Origin of the sequence: Rhizobium johnstonii 3841, assembly GCF_000009265.1 — a bacterium.
In the GTDB taxonomy this organism is placed as follows: Bacteria; Pseudomonadota; Alphaproteobacteria; order Rhizobiales; family Rhizobiaceae; genus Rhizobium; species Rhizobium acaciae.
Genome location: NC_008381.1, coordinates 447,454 through 466,707, shown reverse-complemented (window position 1 = coordinate 466,707; position 19,254 = coordinate 447,454). Strand labels below are relative to the sequence as shown.

Annotated in this window: 21 protein-coding genes; 13 read left to right on the top strand and 8 right to left on the bottom strand. The window is 61.8% G+C overall.

The genetic code is table 11. The features are described 5' to 3' along the window. The first annotated feature begins 354 nt into the window (after window positions 1–354). The 4 genes from RL_RS40295 to RL_RS29645 all read left to right on the top strand — a co-directional run bounded on the left by RL_RS40295 (window position 355) and on the right by RL_RS29645 (window position 1,619). Window positions 355–507, top strand: a complete 153-nt coding sequence (locus RL_RS40295; protein ID WP_165422449.1) for a hypothetical protein — start codon at window positions 355–357, stop codon at window positions 505–507. Window positions 508–547: 40 nt separating this feature from the next. Continuing rightward, the gene (rpsU, locus tag RL_RS29655; protein WP_011654473.1) at window positions 548–784 is read left to right on the top strand and encodes a 30S ribosomal protein S21; all 237 of its coding nucleotides are present in this window, start codon (window positions 548–550) and stop codon (window positions 782–784) included. Window positions 785–846: 62 nt separating this feature from the next. Continuing rightward, a complete protein-coding gene (locus tag RL_RS29650) occupies window positions 847–1,041 on the top strand; it encodes a hypothetical protein (RefSeq protein WP_041936840.1) in 195 nt (64 codons plus the stop codon). Between the two features lie 98 nt (window positions 1,042–1,139). Further along, window positions 1,140–1,619: a pyridoxamine 5'-phosphate oxidase family protein gene (locus RL_RS29645; protein WP_011654471.1), complete on the top strand. Its 480-nt coding sequence runs from the start codon at window positions 1,140–1,142 to the stop codon at window positions 1,617–1,619. A gap of 117 nt (window positions 1,620–1,736) precedes the next feature. Here RL_RS29645 and RL_RS29640 read toward each other — a convergent pair whose 3' ends face one another. After that, the gene (locus RL_RS29640; RefSeq protein WP_011654470.1) at window positions 1,737–2,645 is read right to left on the bottom strand and encodes a LysR family transcriptional regulator; all 909 of its coding nucleotides are present in this window, start codon (window positions 2,643–2,645) and stop codon (window positions 1,737–1,739) included. A 96-nt stretch (window positions 2,646–2,741) separates the two neighbouring features. On the opposite strand from RL_RS29640, the gene RL_RS29635 reads away from it, so the two are divergent. After that, a complete protein-coding gene (locus RL_RS29635) occupies window positions 2,742–3,617 on the top strand; it encodes an aldo/keto reductase family oxidoreductase (protein ID WP_011654469.1) in 876 nt (291 codons plus the stop codon). A gap of 115 nt (window positions 3,618–3,732) precedes the next feature. On the opposite strand, the gene ppk2 is transcribed toward RL_RS29635, so the two are convergent. The 7 genes from ppk2 to RL_RS29600 all read right to left on the bottom strand — a co-directional run bounded on the left by ppk2 (window position 3,733) and on the right by RL_RS29600 (window position 11,704). Then, window positions 3,733–4,647 carry a polyphosphate kinase 2 gene (gene ppk2 / locus RL_RS29630; RefSeq protein WP_011654468.1) on the bottom strand — a complete coding sequence of 305 codons (915 nt, stop codon included), beginning with the start codon at window positions 4,645–4,647 and terminating at the stop codon, window positions 3,733–3,735. 110 nt (window positions 4,648–4,757) lie between these two features. Continuing rightward, entirely contained in the window at window positions 4,758–6,410 is a 1,653-nt protein-coding gene (locus RL_RS29625; protein WP_011654467.1) for a GMC oxidoreductase, read from the bottom strand. An 83-nt stretch (window positions 6,411–6,493) separates the two neighbouring features. Next, the gene (locus RL_RS29620; protein WP_011654466.1) at window positions 6,494–7,576 is read right to left on the bottom strand and encodes an ABC transporter ATP-binding protein; all 1,083 of its coding nucleotides are present in this window, start codon (window positions 7,574–7,576) and stop codon (window positions 6,494–6,496) included. 7 nt (window positions 7,577–7,583) lie between these two features. Further along, window positions 7,584–8,468 (bottom strand): carbohydrate ABC transporter permease, encoded by an 885-nt coding sequence (locus RL_RS29615; RefSeq protein WP_011654465.1) that lies wholly within the window; start codon window positions 8,466–8,468, stop codon window positions 7,584–7,586. Beyond that, entirely contained in the window at window positions 8,468–9,355 is an 888-nt protein-coding gene (locus RL_RS29610; protein WP_041936854.1) for a carbohydrate ABC transporter permease, read from the bottom strand. Before RL_RS29610 ends, RL_RS29615 begins: the two co-directional genes overlap by 1 nt. A 102-nt stretch (window positions 9,356–9,457) precedes the next feature. After that, window positions 9,458–10,690 (bottom strand): ABC transporter substrate-binding protein, encoded by a 1,233-nt coding sequence (locus tag RL_RS29605; RefSeq protein WP_011654463.1) that lies wholly within the window; start codon window positions 10,688–10,690, stop codon window positions 9,458–9,460. Window positions 10,691–10,750: 60 nt separating this feature from the next. After that, the gene (locus RL_RS29600) at window positions 10,751–11,704 is read right to left on the bottom strand and encodes a sugar phosphate isomerase/epimerase family protein (RefSeq protein WP_011654462.1); all 954 of its coding nucleotides are present in this window, start codon (window positions 11,702–11,704) and stop codon (window positions 10,751–10,753) included. A gap of 222 nt (window positions 11,705–11,926) precedes the next feature. Here RL_RS29600 and RL_RS29595 point away from each other — a divergent pair, with 222 nt between their 5' ends. The 8 genes from RL_RS29595 to RL_RS29560 all read left to right on the top strand — a co-directional run bounded on the left by RL_RS29595 (window position 11,927) and on the right by RL_RS29560 (window position 19,211). Beyond that, on the top strand, window positions 11,927–12,997 hold the full coding sequence (locus tag RL_RS29595; protein ID WP_041936839.1) for a LacI family DNA-binding transcriptional regulator: 1,071 nt from the start codon (window positions 11,927–11,929) through the stop codon (window positions 12,995–12,997). Between the two features lie 188 nt (window positions 12,998–13,185). Next, complete coding sequence (locus tag RL_RS29590; RefSeq protein WP_011654460.1) at window positions 13,186–13,629, top strand: acetyl-CoA carboxylase biotin carboxyl carrier protein; 444 nt, start codon at window positions 13,186–13,188, stop codon at window positions 13,627–13,629. Next, complete coding sequence (locus RL_RS29585) at window positions 13,629–15,014, top strand: acetyl-CoA carboxylase biotin carboxylase subunit (protein ID WP_011654459.1); 1,386 nt, start codon at window positions 13,629–13,631, stop codon at window positions 15,012–15,014. The genes RL_RS29590 and RL_RS29585 overlap by 1 nt, the downstream gene beginning before the upstream one ends. Continuing rightward, complete coding sequence (locus RL_RS29580) at window positions 15,011–15,448, top strand: acetyl-CoA carboxylase biotin carboxyl carrier protein (protein WP_011654458.1); 438 nt, start codon at window positions 15,011–15,013, stop codon at window positions 15,446–15,448. The genes RL_RS29585 and RL_RS29580 overlap by 4 nt, the downstream gene beginning before the upstream one ends. Beyond that, window positions 15,445–16,152: a 5-oxoprolinase subunit PxpB gene (pxpB, locus tag RL_RS29575; RefSeq protein ID WP_011654457.1), complete on the top strand. Its 708-nt coding sequence runs from the start codon at window positions 15,445–15,447 to the stop codon at window positions 16,150–16,152. The genes RL_RS29580 and pxpB overlap by 4 nt, the downstream gene beginning before the upstream one ends. Next, window positions 16,149–17,144, top strand: a complete 996-nt coding sequence (locus RL_RS29570; protein ID WP_011654456.1) for a biotin-dependent carboxyltransferase family protein — start codon at window positions 16,149–16,151, stop codon at window positions 17,142–17,144. Before pxpB ends, RL_RS29570 begins: the two co-directional genes overlap by 4 nt. A 37-nt stretch (window positions 17,145–17,181) precedes the next feature. Beyond that, window positions 17,182–17,949, top strand: a complete 768-nt coding sequence (locus RL_RS29565; RefSeq protein ID WP_011654455.1) for a 5-oxoprolinase subunit PxpA — start codon at window positions 17,182–17,184, stop codon at window positions 17,947–17,949. A gap of 59 nt (window positions 17,950–18,008) precedes the next feature. Then, on the top strand, window positions 18,009–19,211 hold the full coding sequence (locus RL_RS29560) for a pyridoxal phosphate-dependent aminotransferase (protein ID WP_011654454.1): 1,203 nt from the start codon (window positions 18,009–18,011) through the stop codon (window positions 19,209–19,211). Window positions 19,212–19,254: the final 43 nt, after the last annotated feature.

The following is a 19,254-nucleotide window of genomic DNA, read 5'->3' as shown; positions in this document are numbered from 1 at the left end:
ACAGAAGGTTAATTTCGACGGCGGTCTTCGCGTTGCTTCCATTCTGGCGGAATAATGTCACTCCTGTGCAAAATTGAAGAAAATTCGGCAAAAACTATACCCGGCTAACTTGAATAAAATGGCACTGAGTATATCTGAAGGCGATTGGTGGCGCCCGCGCCATGCCATCCGGGCATCCGTTGCAATTCTGCTCGCCGAGCCCTATGTTGCTGATGTACCCGATCCAAGCGGAAATCTGAGCCGTTGCCGGCTGCTGATTGAGACGCTTATGCATCGGCGCGCGCCTTAAGGCTGCGTGATGGCAATCCCACAAACAATCGATAACGCTGGCCAAGGCCGGCAAAGGATTTCTTTTTGAACAACACACATACAGCCACCGCGGTTGCGGCGGCGAATCCGCGTGAGGATGACGAGGCTGTCCGAAATGCTCCCAGGAGCTGGAAGCCGTTTCCCTGCCTTCTCACCCGCCGCGAATTGCAGGCTCTGATCGTCGAGCAGCTCGGCTGAGCGGCGATCGGGCCACCATCCCAGACAAGGAGAACTCGAAATGCAGGTACTCGTCAGAGACAACAATGTCGATCAAGCGCTCAGAGTCTTGAAAAAGAAGATGCAGCGCGAAGGGCTTTTTCGCGAAATGAAGGAACGGCGCGCCTATGAGAAACCGTCCGAACGGCGCGTCAGGGAAAAGGCGCAGGCGATCAGCCGACATCGCAAGGCTGCACGCAAGCAGATGCAACGTGAAGGCCTGCTGCCCGGTCCGAAGCGGGCGGCCGCCGCCCGTTAGCGGCTTTATCCTCACCAGCCTTCCTGGGCTTTGGTGGTTACATTCCCCTGAAAGGACAGACAATGGACGAACTCAATAGCCTCACCGTTTCGGAAGAACGCCTTGAGGATTGCCGCGATGTCGTGGAACCTGATCTGCAGGATCTGATTCAACGCGCTCTGACAACGGGTTTTTCCCGGGAGGAAGTTCTCATCGCCGTCAGCGAACTGGTCGCCGAAGACTTCGCGACGGTCATGAAAACCCCAAGCGTCCATTGATCGACTGCCTGCCTCGATCACCTTGGGAATGGGCCCGCCGCTGGGAACATCGGCCTCGGTAGATGGTTACTTCGTCTCTTTCACAGATGGAGATGACGATGGCCAATCAAGACGATGCGACACGGTTATGGGAATTGATCGACAAGATCGGGTTTTGCATGCTGACGACCCGCAGCGGCGACGATCTGCGAGCCCGCCCGATGTCCGCCTATACCGCGCAGCTCGAGAATGCGATCTATTTTCTGACGGATGTCGGCAGTCACAAAGACGATGAAATCACGCGCTGGCCAAACGTGTGCCTCGCCTTTGCCGACACCAAGGGACAGAAATACGTTTCCGTATCGGGGACGGCCGAGGTGCAAAACGACCGGGAGAGAATCAGGGAGTTATGGGCGACGCCGGCAAAGGCGTGGTGGGACAATCCCGACGATCCTTCCATCCGCATCCTCAAGATGACGCCGGCTTCGGCCGAATATTGGGACAGCCCGGGCACGATCATCAGCTATATCAAGATGGCGGCCGCAGCGGTCTCGAACACCAAACCTGATATGGGCGACAATGCCGAGGTCAAGCTTTAACGTATCGTCGGCCATCAAGCCGGCTTAGCGCCGCGCATCCTTTAGACACGCAGAGGATGCCGTAACGCTTTGAATTGCTGCATCATTTTATCCTTAAGTCGATTCCGGCTTAAGGAATTATGCAGTAGCCGATGCCTTGACAAAGTCGATGAATGCCCGGAGCGGCGCCGGCACCAGCCGACGCCCGGGATAGTAGAGGAACGGCCCGGAGAAGCGCTGCCACCACGGTTCGAGGATGGGCTCGAGCGCGCCACTGTCGATATGCGGGCGCAGCCAGTCCTCGAAGAGGCAGACGATCCCTGTTCCTGATATCGCTGCATCGACGGCCAGATCGGTCGCTCCGCCGACCCGCACGATCAGCGGCCCCGTCGGGTCCACTCGCACGATCTCGCCATCGCGCTCGAACTCCCACGGCGCCGTCATCGCACCGCTCGAAAAGCGACCCAACAGACAGGCATGGCCGAGCAGCTCCCTCGGATGTTGCGGCCGGCCACGGCGATCAAGGTAGTCGGGGGAGGCGGCGATGGCAAAGCGCTGGATGCGTGGCCCGATCGGTATCGCGATCATATCCTGCTCCAACCGCTCGTCATAGCGGATGCCGGCGTCGCAGCCGGCCGCGATGACGTCGACAAAGCTCTCGTCGGTCACCACCTCCAGCCGAATATCGGGATAGGCGGCGAGGAACGGCGGAACGATGGCAGGCAACACCAGCCGCGCCGCGCTGACCGGAACATTGAGGCGCAAGGCACCGGCCGGCCTGTCGCGAAATCCGTTGACGACGTCGAGGGCAGACTCCACCTCGCTCAAAGCAGGGCCGAGCCGCTCCAGCAAGCCTTTGCCCGCTTCGGTCGGGACAACGCTGCGTGTCGTCCGGTTGAGCAGCCTGACGCCGAGCTGGCCCTCAAGGCGGCGCACCGCTTCGCTGAGGAAGGACGCGCTACTGCCGCTGACGCGCGCGCCCTCGCGAAAACCGCCGGCACGCGCCACGGCAACAAAGGCATTGAGATCACCCAGATCTGTCTTCACTGTTCGCCACTCCGCACAGCCCGTGCGGATTGTAGCCAATTTTCACACGTGCCGACAATGCTTATCTTGGCGTCATCTCTTGAAAGGAGTTAGATCATGTCCACTATCGATCAGTCCGGCACGTTCAACCTCGGCGGCTACAGCGTGAAGCGGCTTGGCTATGGCGCCATGCAGCTTGCCGGGCCTGGCGTGTTTGGCCCACCCAAAGATCATGGCTCTGCCCTGGCCGTGCTGCGGGAGGCGGTCGCAAGCGGCGTAAACCACATCGATACCAGCGACTTCTATGGCCCGCACGTCACCAACCAGATCATCCGCGAAGCGCTGCATCCCTATCGCGACGATCTCGTCATCGTCACCAAGATCGGCGCCCGGCGCGGCGCGGATGGGTCCTGGATTCCGGCCTTCTCGCGCGAAGAGCTGACGCAGGCAGTGCACGACAATCTCCGCAATCTCGGCCTCGATGTGCTTGATGTCGTCAATCTCAGGATCATGTTCGACGTGCACGGCCCGGCCGAAGGGTCGATCGAAGCGCCGCTGACGGTGCTCGCCGATCTCCAGCGGCAAGGCCTGGTCCGTCACGTCGGCCTGAGCAACGTCACATCCAAACAAATCGCCGAAGGGCGTGGGATCACCGAGATCGTCTGCGTGCAGAACCAGTACAATCTGGCGCATCGGGCCGACGATGCCCTGATCGACGATCTCGCGCGCGACGGCATCGCCTATGTGCCGTTCTTCCCGCTCGGCGGGTTCAGCCCGCTGCAGTCTTCCACCCTGTCCGATGTCGCAGCACGCCTCAACGCGACGCCTATGCAGGTGGCGCTCGCCTGGCTGCTGCGTCGCGCGGAAAACATCCTGTTGATCCCCGGCACCTCGTCCGTCGGCCATCTCAGGGAGAACCTCGCCGCCGCCGCGCTCGTGCTGCCGAATGACGCTGTCTCGGAATTGAATCGCATGGCTGATGTCGCCGCCTGACGGCATCTGATGACTGCAAACGATCCGATCACTACGCCACGCTCTCGCATGGCGTAGTGAAGCAATACGGCTCCCGCTATTTCCTCAACTCCGCCGACCCGTTGCAGCTATGCTTTCAATAGCGCTCCGGCACATACATTTCAGGCGGAACCGGTGCCCTGTTATAATCGGCATTACGGATGCGGTCCGGCAACTGGATCTCCGGTTTCGGAACATCCTCATAAGGGATCTGCTCGAGAAGATGGGCAATGCAGTTCAACCGCGCCCGTTTCTTGTCCACGGCCTGAACCACCCACCAAGGCGCATCGGGGCTGTGCGTACGCGCCAGCATTTCTTCTTTGGCTTTGGTGTATTCCTCCCAATGGACACGGCTTTCCATATCCATCGGTGACAGCTTCCATTGCTTCAGCGGATCGTGGATACGCATATTGAAGCGGAATTCCTGCTCCTCGTCGGTGATCGAAAACCAGTATTTGATCAGCACGATTCCGGAGCGGACCAGCATCCGTTCGAATTCGGGCACCGAGCGGAAGAATTCCTCGAGTTCATCGGGGGTGCAGAACCCCATCACGCGCTCGACACCAGCGCGATTATACCAGCTTCGGTCGAAGAGCACGATCTCGCCGCCGGTCGGAAGATGCGGGACATAACGCTGAAAATACCATTGATGGCGTTCCCGCTCGGTAGGGGCAGGCAGCGCGACCGTCCGGCAGACGCGCGGATTGAGACGCTGGGTCACGCGCTTGATCGCGCCTCCCTTGCCCGCCGAATCCCGGCCTTCGAAAAGCACCACTACCTTCAGCTTCTTATGCTGAACCCAATCCTGCAGCCGCACCAGTTCGTGCTGCAAGCGGAAAAGCTCCCGGAAGTAGATCTTTCGCTCGAGCGTCTGCTCCGCCGGTTCCGACATTCCTTCGGCGACCAGATCGTCGAGCCGGTCTTCCTCCATCTGCATTTCCAGCTCTTCATCGAAGCTGTCGGCGATTTCGGCCTTTATCCGGTTGAGCTGGTCCTGATGTGTTCGCGACATGGGTTTCCCTTCCTGCTTTTGTTGACAGGAGCATGTCAGTGCGAAGTTTATATGACGACCACTGATCGAAGGCTGAAACGGTTTACCCGGGTTCCTCGTTCCAAGCGCGGCTAGAGCTGTCCCGTCCGGTACTGGTCGACAAGGTTCCGGCAGGCGCGGATCGTCAGAGCCATGACGGTGAGCGTCGTGCCGGCGATGCCGCTGCCGGGGAAGGCGCTGGCGTCGGTGACGATGAGGTTCGGGGCATCCCAGACCTGGTTGTAGGGGTTGAGCACCGAAGCCTCAGGAGTTTCGCCCATGCGCGCGCCGCCCGTCTCATGGATTGCGGCGCCCATGCACATGGTCTTGCGGAACCATTTGCGGAACATGAAGCGGCTGAAGGCATCGGCTTCGGGAAAGGCGCCCTTGCCCATTTCCTTGAGGCCGGTGGGTGAGCCGATGAATTCGAGGTCGCCGCCAATCTCCCTGATCATGGCGATCAGCGTCTCCTCCTGCCTTTCGAGCAGCGTCTGCTCCTCCTCCTGCATGACGCAGCGGATATGCGGCACGGGAATGTTCCAGGCATCCCTGCGCCTGACATCGAGCGTGATGCGGTTGTCGGCATAGGGCAGCATACGGCCGAAACCGAAGAAGGCGAGACGTGCATCTCTGTCCCCGGAGACCGGCGCGCGGCCGACGCTTCCCTGGTAGTCGAAATCGCCGCGGGCGGCGTCGCCCTCTCCGAAGCGGGGAATGAAGATCCCGCCCGACGGATTGTAGAATGGGTCGGTCGGCGCGGATTCGTCGGGAGCCCAGCCCTTCGCCTTGGAAAAGGAGCCGAAGGCGAGGCACGGCAGCTGGTCCATGAAATAGCGACCGAGAGCGCCCGAGCTGTTGCCGAGCCCATCTGGATGTTTCGCCGAAGCCGAATTCAACAGCAGCCGCACGCTCTCTATCGGCGAGGCCGAAAGCACCACCGTCGCGGCGCGAGCCGTCGATACCGCGCCCGTGTTGCGATCGATGTATTCCGCGCCGGTGGCGCGGCCGGTCTTCTCATCCGTGGTGATGCGGCGAACGACGGCGTCGTAGCGGATGGTCAGCTCACCGGTCGCCTTTGCTTCTCGCAGCGGTCGTGGCATCCGGTCGGCGTCAGGCGCGATGTAGCGCCAGGAGACGACGTGCCTGTCCGGCCAGCGGTTTTCAACCGCCTGCTTGAAGATGTGTTCGGCGGGCGTCAGGCTTGCCGGCTTCGCATAGATGCCGTCCGGCAGCGTGGCCACGTTGTCCTTGTTGCCGTAGAGCCCGAGATAGGCCTCGACTTCGTCGTAAAAAGGCACCAGCTCGTCATAGGAGACCGGCCAGTCCACGCCCTTTCCGGAGCGTGAGCGGATCTTGAAATCGTCGTCGGTCCAGCGCAGCAGCACCCGGCCGAAACTGTGGAGGCGCCCGCCGCCCTGGCGGCCGCGGATCCAGAGGAAGGGCTCGCCCTTCGGCGTCGTGTAGGGGTTCTTGCGGTCGTTGACGAAGAAGTGGCTGAAGCGCTCGGTGAAAAAGGCCGCGCGCGCCTGGATCGGCTGGCCCTTGAGGGTGGCCCGCGCGCGCTCCCAGATGTTGATGCTGCTTGCCGGCGCCTTCTTGCGGGCGGGATCGAAATCCTTCGGTCCGACGGCGGGGCCGGCCTCGAGCAGCAGCACCGATAATCCCTGCGCCGTCAGTTCCTTTACCGCAAAGGAACCCGCCGCGCCGGAGCCGATCACCAGCGCATCATAGACGATCTCAGACATGTCTTTTCAAATCCTGTCCTGGAGCAATCCTCAAAACGGCGCGAAACGCACCCGGAATTGCGGGAAAACAAAGGGATGGTGCGTCACAGCCGCGATCCGTCAGCGCCGAAGAGGGACGCCTTGGCGATATCGAGCCCGGGAGCCAGAGCATCGCCGGGCTGCAGGGTGACATCGCCCATGAGCCGGAGCGAGAGGCTCTGGTCTGCCCAGTCGAACCAGACAACGGCGTCCGAACCCATCGGCTCGACGACGGAAACGCGACCCGGAATGGTGGGCAGACCGCTCGTGGCGCCATCGAGCACAAGGTGTTCCGGGCGAAAGCCGAGCGTTGCCGGTCCTTCCGCTGCGTCCGACCGGAAGGAATAACCGGAGAGATCGACAGTGAGCTCCTTGCTCTGGAAGAGCGGAGCGCCGTTGCCGCGCTCGATCCGGCCCTCGACGAAATTCATGGCCGGAGCGCCGATGAAGCCGGCGACGAAGAGATTGATTGGGCGGCGGTAGATTTCTGCCGGCGAGGCAAGCTGCTGGATCACGCCGTCCCGCATGATGGCGATGCGGTCGGCCAGCGTCAGGGCCTCGACCTGGTCGTGGGTGACGTAGATCATCGTATTGCCGAGGCGCTGGTGCAGCTTCTTGATCTCGACGCGCAATTCGTTGCGCAGCTTGGCATCGAGGTTCGACAGTGGTTCGTCGAACAGGAAGACATCCACTTCACGCACCAGCGCCCGGCCGATGGCGACACGCTGGCGCTGGCCGCCCGATAGTTCGGCAGGACGCCGATCGAGCAGCTTGTCGAGCTGGAGGAGGGCGGCGGTGCGGGCGACACGGGCCTCGATCTCGGCCTTCGGCAGGCGTGCGACGCGAAGGCCGAAGGAGAGGTTCTTGCGGACCGACATCCGGGGATAGAGCGCATAGGACTGGAAGACCATGCCGATGCCGCGGTCCTTCGGCTCCTCCCAGCTGACATTCTTGCCCGAGATCCAGACCTCGCCTGATGTGATGTCCTGGAGACCGGCAATGGCATTCAGAAGCGTGGACTTGCCGCAGCCGGAAGGGCCGAGCAGCACCAGGAACTCTCGCGGCGCGATATCGATCGACATCTTCTCGATCACCGTATGGTCACCATAGGCGATCTTCAGGTCCTTGACGGAGACGGCAGATTGCATGGAAGCGTTACCCCTTGACTGCGCCGGCCGCGATGCCGCGCACGAACCAGCGGCCGGACAGGAAATAGATGGCAAGCGGAACGATGGCGGTGAGGATCGTCGCCGCCATGTTCACGTTGTAGGTCCGCTCGCCCATCGTGGTGTTGACGATATTGTTCAGCTGCACGGTCATCGGCAGGTTGTCGCGCCCGGCAAAGACGAGACCGAGCAGGAAGTCGTTCCAGATGCCGGTGAACTGCAGCATGGAGACCACCACGACCATCGGCACGGCAATCGGCAGGATGATCTCGAAAAAGATGCGCCAGAAGCCAGCGCCGTCGACGCGCGCCGCTTTGCACAGCTCCTCCGGCACGCTGACGAAATAATTGCGGAAGAGCAGCGTCACCAGCGGCAGGCCGAAGATGACATGCACGAGAACGATACCGGCGAGCGAATTGTAGAGATCGATATTCGCCATCGCCCGGACCATCGGATAGAGGAAGATCTGGTAGGGGATCAGGCCACCGGCCATCAGCAGGCCGAAGAGCAGATTTGCCCCGCGCGGCCGCCAGAGCGACAGCGCATAGCCATTGACGGCGCCGATGAAGACCGAGAGCGCGACCGAGGGGAGGGTGATCGCCACCGAATTCCAGAAGCCGCTGCGAATGCCGACGCAGACGGTTCCCATGCAGGCGCCCGACCAGGCGGTCACCCAGGCGGAGAAATCGAGCGTGGCCGGCAGGGCAAAGATCTGCCCGAGCCGGATTTCGTCCATGGACTTCAACGAGGTGACGACCATGGTGTAGAGCGGCAGAAGGAAGAAAAGTGCTGCGATGAAAAGGAAGGCATAGAGACCGATGCGCCCGGCGGTGATCTGTGCCGGCTTCGGGCCGTTCGGATGAGGACGGGCCATCACGCAGCCCCCTTTGCTTTTTCACGCATGTGCATGATGTAGCGGAACGGGGCGACTGCGATGATCACGCCGAGGACAAGCACCGTCGCACCGGCCGTGGCGAGGCCGAGGTTCTGGCGCCCGAACAGATTGTCCATGATGAATTTCGCCGGCACCTCCGTCGCATTGCCGGGGCCGCCATTGGTCATGGCGACGACGATGTCATAGGTCTTGATCACGCCCATGGCGAGCAGCATGCCGGCCGCGGCCAGCGCCGGTCCGAGCTGGGGCAGGATGATCGAGACATAGATCCGCCAGACGGGAATGCCGTCGATCCGCGCCGCCTTCCATTGCTCGCCTTCGATGCCACGCATGCCGGCAAGCGCAATGACCATGACGAGCCCCGCACCCTGCCACACGCCGGCAAGCACCAGCGCATAGATCGCCATGTCGCGATTGACCACCCAGTCGAGGACGAAGCTTTCCCAACCGAGCGAACGCACGCTTGCCTGGATGCCGAGCGTCGGATTGAGCATCCATTGCCAGATCAGCCCGGTCACCACGAAGGACATGGCGTAGGGATAGAGGAATATGGTCCTGAAGGCGCTTTCGAAGCGGATCTTGCGATCGAGCGCCGCGGCGAGCAGAAAGCCGAGCAGCAAACAGCCTGCGACGTAAAGGACACCGAAGATCAACACGTTTTGCAGCGATGCCAGCCATTTGGCGGAAGAGAAGAGCTTCGAATACTGCGCCAAGCCGACATAGGTCGAGGACGGAAAAAGCGTGGAATTGGTGAAGGACAGGCGGATCGACCAGGCCATGGTGCCGATGAAGACCACGAGGGCGACGAACCATGTCGGCAAAAGGGCGATGGTCGCGGAAAGATTGGGCTTGCGTTTGATGGACATCGGCCGGCTCGTTGACGGGTGGAAAGCAGGGCTCGCACCGCCGCGCGAGGCGGCGGCCGGCAGCTGTGGCGTCGACATCAGGCCGACGCCACAGGCGCTATCCTACTCGAAGATGGCGAAGAAATTCTCGGCCGCGGAGGCCGTATCGTCCGAGCCGCCGCTCCAGTATTCGTCGACGAAGTCGTCGAGCGCGCCAACCTGCTGCGGCGTCAGCACGATCGCCTGATCCGGTACGATCGCACCCGCGGCCATCAGCTCGACACCCTTCTGGGCGCAGACGTCCAGTTTCGACTTGTCAACGTCGGAGCGCATCGGAACCGAACCCTTCTTGAGGGCGAATTCGACCTGGACGGCCGGATCCATGACGACTTCGGCGAGAAGTTTCTGCGCCTTGTCGGTCTCGGCATTGCCGGTCTTGGGGAACCAGAGGGAGTCGGCGATGTAAACCATGCCCTTCGACTCCGGCACGATCATGCAGCCATAATCCTTGCCCGGCTCCTTGCCGGCAACGGTGAACTCACCCTTGGCCCAGTCGCCCATGAACTGCACGCCGGCTTTGGCGGTGATCAGCATGGCGGTCGCGTCGTTCCAGTTGCGCCCGGCAGCACCCGCATCGACATAACCGCGCAGCTTGCCGAGGATTTCAAGGGTCTTCTTCACACCCTCGACAGAGGCCTGGCTCTTGTCCTTGTCGACATAGATCTTCAGGAAGCCGTCGATCCCGACCTGCGAGAGCAGGATCATATTGAAGACCTTGGACTGCTGCCAGGGCTGGCCGCCCCAGGCGACCGGAACGATGCCGGCAGCCTTCATCTTGTCGAGATCGGCAAAGAGCTCGTCCCAGGTCTTGGGCTCTTGCGAAATGCCGGCCTTCTCGAAGGCTTCCTTCGAATAGAAGATCCAGCTTTCACCATGGGCCCCGGTCGGCGAGAGATAGACCTTGCCGTCATAGGTGATGAGATCATGGATCGATTTCGGCAGAGCATCGGCCCATTTGCCGGCAGCGGCCACGTCGTCGATCGGATTGAACAGGCCCTGGTTGATGAAATCTGCCGCAGCGAGACCGATGACGCCCTGCTTGGCGCCCGGCGCGTCACCGGCGACGACCCGGTTCTGGAAGGCGGCATCGGCCGCGCCGAAACCGGCGATCGAGGAATCCTTCCAGACGCCGCCACGCTTTTCGAACTCGGTCTTGATAACGTTGAGGGCTGCCGCTTCGCCGCCCGACGTCCAGGACGACATGATCTCGATCGTCGGCTTGTCCTCGGCATGCGCCGAGGCGAAGAGACCGGCGAATGCCACGCCGGCAAGAAAAAGTTTCATCATGTTCTTCATTGTTCCACCTCTTGAAAATGCCCTCTTTGCGGGGCGTTTTGTTGTCTCGGGAAATGACTGTCAGCGATAGATCGGCAGGAGCGCCTGCCGGACGAGCGTGAGCCCGTTGGCGATGTCGCGGACGGGATCGGGCGCGGCATCGAGTTCGAGGATCGCCCAGCCTTCATAGGCCCGGTCGCGCAGCAGCCGGATCCAGGCCGGCCAATCGACCCGTCCAAGGCCGAAGCTGCAGAAATAGGGCTGGTGGCGTTCATGGATGTGCTTGTCGATCGGGGTATCGGCGGGCATGGGGCCGATCGCATCCTTCCAATGAGCGATGATCATGCGCTCGTGATGGCGATCGACGAGCTGGATTGGATCGGAGCCGGCAACAATGATATGGGCCGTGTCCGGGCACATGTGCACATAGGCCGGATCGGTGAGCAGCATCATCAGATCGACATCGCGCGCGGCGGCAAAGATCGAATGCGCCTCGGTGTGCAGCGCAAGCCGCACGCCCCTGGCAAAGAGGGTCGCGCCGAGCCGGTTCAGGAAATCGGCGATCACCTTGGCGCGGTCGAAATCGTAGAACTGCACCGGCTGGGCGCCGAGCGTCTGGCGTAAGGGCGCGCCGATCACCATGATGTCGCTGCCGCAGGCTTTCAGGAAATCGGCATATCGTTCCGCCTTGTCGATCAGCGCGCGCTGGGCCTCGGGCTGGGCAAAGTCACCGGCCGCCTCCAGTTCCGCGAAGAAGCCGCTGCACAGCGTCAAGCCCCGTCTTGCCAGCTCGGCTGCGAAGGCGTCGACGGAACCGTAGGTCTTGATCGCGTCCTGCCAGTTGAAGGGAGAGAAGGTCAACTCGACGCCGGTGACGCCGGAGGCCTGGACGCTGTCGAGAATCTTGTCCCAGAAGGCACGGGCTTCGGCGCGGGCATAGTCGACGATCGCATCATGGCTGTCGACGCCCCAGAAGCCGGGATGAAAGAATGTCACGAGATCGACGCCGAAGCGCAGCCTGTCGCCAGTAGCCATAACCTGTCCATTTCTCGAGGCATGACCTACCCGCGTGCGGAACAGCCATTCCGCATCCAATAAGCCATGGATTTTCAACGCATTAAGAAATGGCAATCGTTTGCCATGGCTAGATAATAGCCAAGCCGGTTTTTTAAGCAAGCGATTTTTGGCAAACGTTTGCTATAAATCGCCGCCTGCCTTAGAGTTGCAAATCGAAGCATCCGGGAGACCGAAGTAAACATGAACAAAAACAAGGATGTGGTGGGAGAGGAGCCATCGGGTGCATTGATGGCCGATGTCGCGCGGCTCGCCGGCGTTGCGATCTCAACAGTCAGCCGGGCGCTCGCCAATCCCGGGCGGGTCAACGAGAAGACGCGCGCCAAGATCAATGCCGCGGCCCGGCAACTGGGCTATACGCCGAACGCCATGGCGCGCGGTCTCAGGGTCGGCAAATCCAACATCATCATGATCATTCTGCCGGGATCGCTCTACTACGGCGCCTCCCAGGTCATCCCGCAGGTGCTGCAGAGTATCAATAAATCGCTGATCCAGGGCGGCTACAACCTGATGATCGCCAACCTCGATCGCGACGAAGTTTCCGAACGGCATATTCTCGACCTCGCCTTTGGCGGCAGCGTGCGCGGGGCGATCATCCTGTCGTCGAAGCTGCCGGAGGTCGACGGGCGCTCGCTGGCCAATTCCGGCCTGCCGATCGTCTCGATGCTGCTCGACATGAGCGATGCCGGCCTGCAGAGCGTCGTGACCAACGACCGCGAGGCCGTGCGCGACGTCACGGCCGAACTGATCCGATTGGGTCATCGACGGTTCTTCTATCTGGCAGGGCCTGAAGGCAATTATCACGATGTCGAGCGTTACGGCGGCGTGCTCGAGGCGCTCGACGCGGCAGGATTGTCCGAGGACTTGGTGCATCGCTCGGGCGGCCATCTCGACTATCAGCACGGCTTCGACATTGGTGTCCAGGCGGCGGATGATTTCGCCGAGTTGACGGAAAAACCGACAGCCGTCATCGCGACCAGCGACGACATGGCCATTTCATTTGTCAGCCGTATCCAGCGGACGGGCCTAAGCATTCCCGGTGATCTGTCCGTCGTCTCCTTCGACGGCTCCCCGGTCTGCGAATTCTGCTCGCCGCCGCTCTCGACGATCAAACAGCCGGTGGAAGAGATGGGGCGCGCGGCGGTGGATCTCCTGCTCGACGCCATTGACCAGAGGCAGACTACGGCGACGGTTCGCACCGTCATCCGCAGCAGCCTGATCTTGCGGGAGAGCGTCGGCTCTCCGAAGAGCTGACGATGACGCCGGCTGCCGTCGAGGGAAATTCGCAAGCGCTCGGCGAGATGCCCCACTGGGTGCGAATTGCCCTCCATCAAAACTTCGTCTGACCCCATCAGTCGGCGCGTCGTGCTACGAAAATCACAACGCCGGGCGATCTGAAACTTCAGCTATGCGCGGTCGAATTTGAAATTCCGAGCACGCACATGGACCTCTCGAAGATCAAGACGCTGATCGACTTTGTCGGACGATCGAACATTACCGAGCTGAGCGTGACGGAAAAGGACGTGACGGTTCGGATTTTCCGCACGTCTCCGGATCAGGAGGCTGCTGCCGAGCCCGCGCAAAAGGCAGGATTGACGACGAGCTTTGCCGATGATGCCGGCTCCGACGCGTCGTCGAGGCTCGAGAAAACTTCCTATGCGGTGAAGGCGCCGGTCTTCGGCGTTCTGCACCGGACCCCGGCGCCAGGGGAACCGCCGTTCGTCGCGATCGGTGACGACGTGGAAGAGGGGCAGACCCTTTTCATCATCGAGGCGATGAAGGTCTTCAACACGATCGCCGCGCCGCGGTCAGGGCGCATTACGCGCCTCACCGAAATCGACGACGGCGAGGTCGAGACCGGCGATCTGCTGGCGGAGATTGCCTGATGCTGGAAACGCCTGAACAGTCTGCGACCGGCCGCTTCGACACCGTTCTGATCGCCAATCGCGGCGAGATCGCAGTCCGGATTCAGCGCGCCTGCCGCGAGCTCGGTTTGAAGACTGTCGCCATCTGCTCCGAGGCAGACAGGGAAGCGCCTTACGGCAGCGCCGCCGACAGCTTTCTCAGCATCGGTCCGTCGAGTGCTGCCAAGAGCTACCTCAATCAGGATGCCATCCTTCTGGCGGCGCGTCTCGCCGGTGCAGGCGCCATCCATCCGGGTTACGGTTTTCTGTCGGAAAACGCCGCCTTCGCCGACGCCGTCGAAAAGGCCGGTCTGATCTTCATCGGTCCGACCGCTTCATCGATTGCCATCATGGGCGACAAGATCTCGGCAAAGCGGGCGATGATGGCAGCCGGCGTACCCTGCGTTCCCGGTCCGGACACCGCGCTGCCCGATGACGCCGCCACGATCGAGCGCATAGCGCTGGAAATCGGATATCCCGTCATCGTCAAGGCGTCAGGCGGCGGTGGCGGACGCGGCATGCGCGTCGTGCCAAAGGCCGATTTGCTGCATGAAGCAATTGCGCTGACGCGGGAAGAGGCCCGCAAGGCCTTCGGCTCACCCTCGCTCTACATGGAGAAATTCTTAGAGCATCCGCGCCACATCGAGATCCAGGTTATTTGCGACGATCACGGCAATGCCGTGTGGCTGGGACACCGGGATTGCTCGATGCAGCGCCGCCATCAGAAAGTGGTGGAGGAGGCGCCGGCGGCGGGAATTGCGCCCGATATCATCCAGCCGGTGGGTATGGCCTGCGTGCAGGCCTGCCTTCAAATCGGCTACCGGGGGGTCGGAACCTTCGAATTCCTCTATGAGGACGGCGCCTTCTATTTCATCGAGATGAACACGCGACTCCAGGTCGAACATCCCGTCACCGAAATGACGAGCGGCGTCGATATCGTCCAGGCGCAGATAAGGGCGGCTCAGGGTCACGTTTTGGATCTCACCCAAGGCGATGTGACATGCGAAGGCCATTCCTTCGAATGCCGCATCAACGCCGAGGACCCGGAAACCTTCCTGCCGTCGGCGGGTGTCGTCACCCACCTGGCTTTGCCGGCGGGACCGGGCATGCGTGTCGATACGCATATTCATGCCGGCTACAAGGTCTCGCCCTATTACGATTCGCTGATCGCCAAACTGATCGTCCATGCGCCGACGCGAGCCGAAGCGATGACAAGAATGCGCGAAGCGCTTGCCGGCACTGAGGTCGAGGGAATTTCCACCAATATCTCCTTCCTGCGCGCCCTGTTCGAGGACGGCGCATTCGCGCGCGGCGAGACTGACATTCACTATCTCGAACAATGGCTGAAGCTGCGGAGGGCGGCATGAGCGCGATCGATCTCAGCGATCCGGCGACCATCGCATTCCTCACCGAGGCGTTGACGGCCGCGGGCGTGAACGGTCTCGAAATTTCCCAGCCGGACGGACAGCTTCGCATCGTCGTTGCCGGAAAAGGCGGCGCCCGGATCAGCTCGACCGAAGCGACGCCCCGTGCTCCCGGTTTGGCTCCCGGCTCCGCATCCGCCGTCGTAAAGGCGCCGATGGCCGGCCGCTTCTGCGTCGAGCACCCGGCCGCTTCCGCCGCGCCGCAAAAACTGCCGCGCTCCGTATCCGATGCGGATATCGTCGGCTTTGTCGGGGTAGGGCATATCCTGCTTCCTCTTCGCGCCGGCCGTTCCGGTATTTTGACCAGGCTGATCGCCGAGCCTGGTGCGCTGGTCGGCTTCGGTGATCCTCTGTTCGAAATCGAGCTCCAGTCATGATCGTCACGACGAACAGACATGCATCGCAACGCGAGATCGTTCCAGCCACCCAAAGCCGGGCGCAGGTTTCCTCGATCGGCGCCAGATCCTTCCTGCTCGAGGCGCCAGGCGACTTCGATCTCGTCGCGCAGCGGCGGATCTGGGCTCTGTCCCAGAGCGTGAAAGGCTGGCCGGAGCTTGCCGAAAACATTCCGGGCATGACCAACCTGCTGGTGATCTTCAAGGAGACGCCCGAAGATCCGGATGCGGTGGTCGCCCGGCTGCTGGAGGCATGGGAGAATGCGCGCAGCATCGACCTCAAGGGCAAGATCATCGAGATACCCGTCGATTATGGCGGCGAATATGCGACGGATCTGCCGGCCCTTTGCGATATGTCGGGCTTGAGCGATCGCGAAGTCGTCCGCATCCATCATGAAGCGACCTACCGTGTCTTCGCCTTGGGCAGCGCGCCCGGTTTCGGTTATCTGCACGGCCTCGATCCGCGCATCTACATGCCGCGAAAGACCGTGCCCTCGCTGAAGATGCCGAAGGGCTGCGTCACCATCGGCGGCATGCAGACCGGCGTCGCCATGCTCACAGGCCCGAACGGCTGGAATTCCATCGGCTATGCGACGCTTGAGATGTTCGACCCCGCCTCATCGAGCCCCGCCATGATGGCGCCGGGAGATACGGTGCGGTTCCTGCCGGCGAGGATCGAGCTATGATCGAGATCTTGGAAAGCGGTTCGTTCAACACGGTGCAGGATCTTGGCCGCCCGGGCTATCGCGATATCGGCGTATCGGCCAGCGGCGCGATGGATCCGCTTGCGGTGCGCATCGGCAACATTCTCGTCGGCAATGATGAAAATGCCGCCGCGATAGAGGTGCAGACCTTCCCGTTCAGCCTGCGTTTCGAGCGGCGGATCGTTTTTGCCGTAACCGGCGCCGACGGCAATCCTCATCTGGACGGAACGGAACTGCTTCCCTGGTGCGCCTACGTCGCGGAGCCCGGACAGGTTCTCGAACTGAAACAGCCTCCACGGCTGGCGCGCTCCTATATTTCGCTCGGAGGCGGGCTGGATATTCCCGTGGTCATGGGTTCGCGAAGCACGTCGCTGCGCGGCGGTTTCGGAGGCAATGCCGGCCGGCCTCTGGCGAAGGGCGATCGGATCGCGGTCGGTGAGGACGCAGAGATCGCCATGCTGCCAGCCTCGGGTCTTGCCGTCGTCGAACCGGCCGTGGCACTGCGCGATGTCTTCCCGGCTGCTGTCGACGGTACGCTGCCGATCCGCGCCTTGCCTGCCGGTGAGCATGATCTTTTCGCAGGCGATGGCGAAGCTTTCTGGAGCCAGACCTGGAGGATTTCCTCGCGAAGCGACCGGACGGGCTACCGATTGTCAGGCGAGCCGATCAAGCCGACGGCATCCATCGAGATGCGCTCCCACGGCGTCGTGCCCGGCGTGATCCAGGTCCCGCCGGGCGGCGAGCCGATCGTGCAGATGAGCGATGCCAACACCGCCGGCGGCTATCCGAAGATCGCCGGCGTGATCGAGTGCGACCTGTGGCGGCTCGGGCAAGCCCGCATCGGCGCTCGCCTGAACTTCGTTCGCTCGACGCATGCGGAGGCGCGTGCGGTAGAACAGGCTGTCGCCCGCTATGTCGAAGACGTCAGGCAGACATCCCGAATGGTCAAGCGCGCCTTGAAAACGATGGCCTAATGCATGTCGCCCAAAAGGCCGTCAAAAGGAGGAACCGATGAAGATCGATCTGAATTCCGACATGGGCGAAGGTTTTGGCCCCTACCGGCTGTGCGACGACGAAGCGATGATGAAACTCGTCTCGTCGGCCAACATCGCCTGCGGTTTCCATGGCGGCGACCCCGATACGATGGGGCGTATGGTCCGGCTTGCGAAACTGAACGGCGTCGGCATCGGCGCGCATCCGGGCTTGCCCGATCGACTGGGGTTCGGCCGGCGCGAAATAGCGTTTTCGGCAGACGAGCTTCGCCAGCAGATGCTCTATCAGCTCGGCGCCCTGATGGCGATCGCCAAAGCCGAGGGTGTCACGGTGTCCCATATCAGCTTCCATGCAGCCATGGGCAATATGGTCAACCGCGATCCTGTGCTGGCCGACCTAATGATGGATGCGATCGCCACCGTGGATGCCGGCCTCCTCGTCTTCGTCACTTCAGGCAGCGAGATTCAACAGGCGGCCAGACGCGCGCGCTTGAAGACGCTGGCGCTTTTCCTTGCGGACCGGGCTTATGATGCCGAGGGCAGACTTGTCGCGCGCGGGCTCGCTGGCGCCGTCATCAAGGACGAGGCATCGGTGCGAGCGCGTGTCCGACAATTCCTCCTCGAAGGAACCGTCGAGACAATCGACGGAGCGGTGATCGCAATGCCGGCCCGCTCTATCCTCGTCCATAGCGACACACCCGGCGCCTTGGAGCTTGCCGGCATCGTGCGCGGCGAGATCGAAGGTACGGGCGCGACGCTCGCGCCTGCCGCCGAACTCGCCGACTGACGCAATCCTGATCGCCTGCGGGCGGTTTCCCATTTCAACCTCATCGAAGGACCATGTCGATGTCCGTCATCGCTGACCGCCTGAAAAACGTCTCCATATCCGCATCCGCCGCCATGACCCAGCGCGCCAGGGAACTGGCCGCCAAAGGCATCAAGGTGGTCAGCCTCTCGTCTGGCGAGCCGGATTTCCCCACCCCGGCGCATGCGATCGAGGCGGCCCATGCGGCAGCTCTTGCCGGCGATACGAAATATCCTCCGATGGATGGTACGCCGGCGCTCAAATCCGCCATCATCAGGAAGTTCAAACGGGACAACAATCTCGACTATGATGCCAGTCAGATCGTCGTCTCGGGCGGCGGTAAGCAGGTGATCTTCAATGCCATGCTGGCGACCTGCAATCCGGGCGACGAGGTTGTCATTCCGACACCCTCCTGGGTCAGCTATGCGGATATCGTCAAATTCGCCGGCGGCGTCCCGGTCGCCGTCCCTTGCCACGAGCAGAACGGCTTCAAGCTGCGTCCCGAGGATCTGGAGGCGGCGATCACGCCGCGCACCAAGTGGCTCTTCCTGAATTTCCCGAACAATCCGACAGGAGCCGCCTGCTCCCGGGCGGAGATGGCTGCCATCGCCGAGGTCATGCTGCGTCATCCCGATGTCTGGATCATGACCGACGATATCTACGAACACCTGGTCTATGACGACTTCCAGTTCTGCACGATCGCCGAAGTCGAGCCCAGGCTCTATGAGCGCGTCCTGACGATGAACGGCGTCTCCAAGGCTTATGCAATGACAGGCTGGCGGCTCGGCTTTTGCGCCGGGCCGAAAGAGCTGATCTCTGCCGTCAGCAACGTCAACGGCCAGAATGGCGGCGGCATCGCGACGCTGACGCAGGCTGCGGCGACCGCGGCTCTGGACGGGCCTCAGGATCTGTTGAAGGAGCGTGCCGCGATCTACAAGGAAAGACGCGACTTCGTTCTCGACAGATTGTCTGAGGTGGAAGGGCTGCGCTGCCATAGGCCCGAAGGCGCCTTCTACATATACCCGAATATCTCGGGGCTGATCGGCAAGACCAGCAAGGGCGGACGAAGGATCGAGACCGACGTCGATTTCGTCATGGCGCTCGTGGAAGAGCATCATGTCGCGACCGTGCAAGGAGCGGCTTACGGAATGAGCCCCTTCTTTCGTATTTCCTACGCGACCAGCATGGAGAAACTCGGCGAAGGCTGCGCGCGTATAGCCCAGTTTTGTAAGGATATGCGCTGATCGGCAGCAAAGAAATGGAACATGATGTCGTCCGAAAACCGCT